General features: G+C 41.5%; 5 protein-coding genes. All 5 read left to right on the top strand.

What is annotated here, in order from left to right:
- The first annotated feature begins 522 nt into the window (after positions 1-522).
- Positions 523-762, top strand: a complete 240-nt coding sequence (locus IM515_RS21925; protein WP_287629180.1) for a hypothetical protein — start codon at positions 523-525, stop codon at positions 760-762.
- Positions 763-1,161: 399 nt separating this feature from the next.
- Positions 1,162-1,431 carry a hypothetical protein gene (locus tag IM515_RS21920; RefSeq protein ID WP_002768025.1) on the top strand — a complete coding sequence of 90 codons (270 nt, stop codon included), beginning with the start codon at positions 1,162-1,164 and terminating at the stop codon, positions 1,429-1,431.
- Positions 1,428-1,847 (top strand): putative toxin-antitoxin system toxin component, PIN family, encoded by a 420-nt coding sequence (locus IM515_RS21915; protein ID WP_002768023.1) that lies wholly within the window; start codon positions 1,428-1,430, stop codon positions 1,845-1,847. The genes IM515_RS21920 and IM515_RS21915 overlap by 4 nt, the downstream gene beginning before the upstream one ends.
- 603 nt (positions 1,848-2,450) lie before the next feature.
- Complete coding sequence (locus IM515_RS21910) at positions 2,451-3,479, top strand: PstS family phosphate ABC transporter substrate-binding protein (RefSeq protein ID WP_287629179.1); 1,029 nt, start codon at positions 2,451-2,453, stop codon at positions 3,477-3,479.
- A gap of 50 nt (positions 3,480-3,529) precedes the next feature.
- Entirely contained in the window at positions 3,530-3,799 is a 270-nt protein-coding gene (locus tag IM515_RS21905) for a hypothetical protein (RefSeq protein ID WP_287629178.1), read from the top strand.
- Positions 3,800-3,971: the final 172 nt, after the last annotated feature.

Raw genomic sequence — 3,971 nt, 5'->3', positions numbered from 1 at the left:
TTTTTGTGGGGTTTCCTTGGGTCTATAGTTGGGTTTCCTTACGTCAACCCAACCTACAAGAGAGCGTGTAGGGTGCGCTCTTCGTTAGCGTAACGCACCAATCCCAGTTAGAAACCCAACAGCCAACACCTCAATCCGTCTGAATAGGCGATCGCTTCTCATGGCTTTTTGTGGGGTTTCCTTGGGTCTATAGTTGGGTTTCCTTGCGTCAACCCAACCTACAAGAGAGCCTGTAGGGTGCGCTCTTCGTTAGCGTAACGCACCAATCTCAGTTAGAAACCCAACATTCTTAACGACATTGGTGTGGTGGGGTTTCGCTCAAGCGTCGCTAATATTTGACAGAAAAAAGTTATTATTGCTCAACCCAACCTACTGCTTAAGTCACTTGTGTTGGCAAAATTAAAGTCTATCCCGTGTTTTTTGATATTGATGTTGTTCTTTCGATCATCTCACTCAATGTTGGGTTGGTTTGGTGTTAAAATTGGTTTAGGTCTGTCTTAATTGATCAAACTTAGCAAGACAATGAATACTTCGACCACTTTTCAAGAAATCGCTGCCGAAATTCAATTATTTAATAATATTGAACAAAAAGAGCAATTTATTTTTGTAGTGGGTGCTTTAGTTTCTCGTATCATCAGTCTTCATAAAGCTGCAGAAGTCATGGAAATGGATACAGAAATGTTCTTGAAAATTTTAGAATTAATGGCAATAGATTTTTCTTATCCTACTATGGAAGACATAGATAGGGAAAAAAATTGGTAATCTCTATGAAAATTGTTTTCAATTCTTCTCCTTTACTCTTTTTGTCTCGGTTAGGCTTTTTAGAAAAATTCCTAGATTCTAATGATAATTTTTATTTATCGTATGACATATTTTTTTCTCCGAATTACTCATAATCTCATTTTAACCGTTCAGGGGGTGGTTGTCAAGCCGCCATTAGTATTGATTCTGTGGAAGGACTCTCCTGGGGTAGTATAAATGTAGAGGGAGAAACATTACCTCTCCAGATGCGAATCGCCGAGCGCCATCAATTCCAGGATTAGATTCCAAGGTAGCAGGCCGTAGCTTGAAAAATTCGCTAATATATATATAATTAACTTGATCAGATTATTTATAAAGTCTGTTTAACAGCTAAAGCTAATAAAGTTGATTTTGAAGCCGATGACTAAAGAGCTACTCATAGAAATCAATCGAGAAGGAAACATCGAACTTCCTCCTGAAGTTCAAACCCGCCTCAACCCAGGAGATAAATACATGATTTCCCTGACGGAAGACTCCATCATTCTCAAAAAAGTTCATCAAGATAAAGTCAATTTAGAGCAATTCTTTGAGCGACTAGAAGCAATGGAACCAGATGCCAATCAACCGACTCTGGCTGAGATTAGCCAGATGATTAAAGAAGCTCGCCAAATTAGACGCGCCAACTCATGAAAGTTGTTCTAGATGTCAATGTTTGGATTTCAGGATTGTTGTGGGGAGGAGTTCCAGGTAAAATCCTTAAATTAGCTAAAAATCAAAGAATTACAATCTTTGCCTCCCAAAAGATCTTAGCTGATATAGAAGATACATTAGAACGACCCAAACTCCAATCTCGAAAACAATATTGTGGATATACAACAGCATACCTGATGACTATCGTTCAAGAACTTATACAACCTTGTGTTGACAGACTACTAGAAGTTCCTCAACTTAGAGATCCAGATGATGCTGTTATTTTAGCGAGCGCTATAGTTATTCAAGCAGAAGTTATTATTACAGGAGATTTAGATTTACTAACATTACATGACTTTGAAAATATCCCCATCATTACTCCCCAGGAATTTCTTAGTCGCTACTTTAATGAGTAGAGAAGAGGAGTAAGGTAATTAATTGACGATTTAAACCGGGAGAAAAGAGAAGTTTGACCGACAATAATTGCTATGATTACTGTAGGATTTAAAAAAAGCGATCGCTATTTCGATACTCTTATTTTTTTGTTGGGTTTCCTTACGTCAACCCAACCTACAAGAGAGTCCTTTTTGTTGGGTTGAGCGAATCAATAGGTTAAAGAAAACCTCTCAATTTTAGGGGAAAGGGAAACCCAACAGCCAACACCTCAATCCGTCTCAATAGGCGATCGCTTCTCATGGCTTTTTGTGGGGTTTCCTTGGGTCTATAGTTGGGTTTCCTTACGTCAACCCAACCGACAAGAGAGCGTGTAGGGTGCGCTCTTCGTTAGCGTAACCCACCAATCCCAGTTAGAAACCCAACAGCCAAAACCTCAATCCGTCTGAATAGGCGATCGCTTCTCATGGCTTTTTGTGGGGTTTACTTGGGTCTATAGTTGGGTTTCCTTGCGTCAACCCAACCTACAAGAGAGCTTGGCACAAACCGACAGAATTGTAAAAGTTAGGGTCGTTAAAAAAAGCTGGGATTATCATTAAAGTAGTCCGAATCGTGATCCTGATTTTATGTCCCAGAAAAACGAAATTCTTCCCCTGCTGTTGACGGTTATGGTGACATCGGCACTTTTAGGAGGAATTGCTTGGTGGTTGCTCAACAAAACCTTTCCCAATCTCAATGATCGATCTAATTCTTCCTCCTCGAATAATCAAATTTCTGAAACTTTAGGTGCAGTTAAAAATGTCCCAGAAGGATTATTTAACTACGGGGGAAGTACCACTTGGGCCCCGATTCGCAAGGAAGTGGACTTTATTATCCAGCAAGTCTGGCCGAAATTTCGCCTCGTCTATACCGATCCCACTGCGGGAACCCCCGGCACCGGCAGCGGTATTCGGATGTTAATCGAGAATCAATTGGCTTTTTCCCAAGCATCTCGATCGCTCAAAGATGAGGAAATACAACGCGCTCAACAACGGGGATTGACTTTAAAAGAGGTTCCCGTGGCTATCGATGGAATTGCGATCGCAGTTCATCCCGATTTACCAGTTTCCGGTCTAACAATTACCCAGTTAAAAGATATTTATACAGGAAAAATTCGCAATTGGCGGCAAGTGGGCGGACCTAATTTAGCCATTATTCCCTATTCCCGACGCAAGGAAGATGGGGGAACCGTGGAATTTTTTATCGATCAGGTTTTAGAAAAAGCCGATTTTGGGGATAATATTCAGTACGTTTATAGCACGACTCCCGCTCTCAGAAAAGTTTCCCAAAATCCGGGAGGAATTTACTATGCTTCTGCACCGGAAGTAGTTCCCCAGTGTGGAATTAAAACTTTACCCCTTGGTAAAAGCGAAAATAAATTAGTTGCCCCCTATCAAGAACCTTCGATCCCGTCTTTCCAATGTCCCCAGAAGCGTAATCAACTGAATGAACTAGCTTTTCAAAAGGGAGAATACCCGATCACCCGTCGTCTTTTTGTTATTATCAAACAAAATGGTCAATTAGACGAACAAGCGGGGGAAGCTTACGCTAATTTACTATTAACCGATCAAGGACAGGAATTAATTAAAAAAGCCGGTTTTGTTCCCTTGAGATAATTTAACTAAACTTCTACAAATCTAGGTTAAAGTGAATTTGAGCAATTTTCATGACAACGTTTTTCATACTGAGTGTGCGCTTGATTGGGCGCATCCAGAGGACTGCTACTCCCAGTTTTGTCCAGATTTTCGGCTATCCCGTCGAAATCATCCCTCAGTGCGAACGATTTTTACCGAACAAGCAGGGCATCGATGAAAGTGGGATTTACATCTTCTGTCGCTACTATCCCACCTATGTGCAACTGGCAGTAGTAGCCAACAACCCCGACGAGCAAGCCATCCGCGCCCAATACCTGCGTCATCAGAAATTTTGGGTCTGAAACCCCGTCGTTCTACGACGGCTTGAATGTGTTAATATAGTGGTGGTCAATGACCCACCCGTGACGATGGATTCAGACAGCCTAACGAGCGAAGTTCAGTACAACTGACGGCGCAGACAAATCGGTAGACCGGGAAAAGAGGATAGGGCAATGGGAACCCTCCACCCCTAGA

The organism is Microcystis sp. M44BS1 (assembly GCF_020244875.1).
GTDB lineage: Bacteria > Cyanobacteriota > Cyanobacteriia > Cyanobacteriales > Microcystaceae > Microcystis > Microcystis panniformis.
Note: the sequence above shows the minus strand (reverse complement) of the source record. Positions and strands in the feature narration are given on the sequence as shown.

Coding starts and splice junctions, on each gene's coding strand:
- IM515_RS21915 (WP_002768023.1), top strand. CDS start 1,428: ATGAAAGTTGTTCTAGATGTCAATGTTTGGATTTCAGGATTGTTGTGG.
- IM515_RS21910 (WP_287629179.1), top strand. CDS start 2,451: ATGTCCCAGAAAAACGAAATTCTTCCCCTGCTGTTGACGGTTATGGTG.
- IM515_RS21920 (WP_002768025.1), top strand. CDS start 1,162: ATGACTAAAGAGCTACTCATAGAAATCAATCGAGAAGGAAACATCGAA.
- IM515_RS21905 (WP_287629178.1), top strand. CDS start 3,530: ATGACAACGTTTTTCATACTGAGTGTGCGCTTGATTGGGCGCATCCAG.
- IM515_RS21925 (WP_287629180.1), top strand. CDS start 523: ATGAATACTTCGACCACTTTTCAAGAAATCGCTGCCGAAATTCAATTA.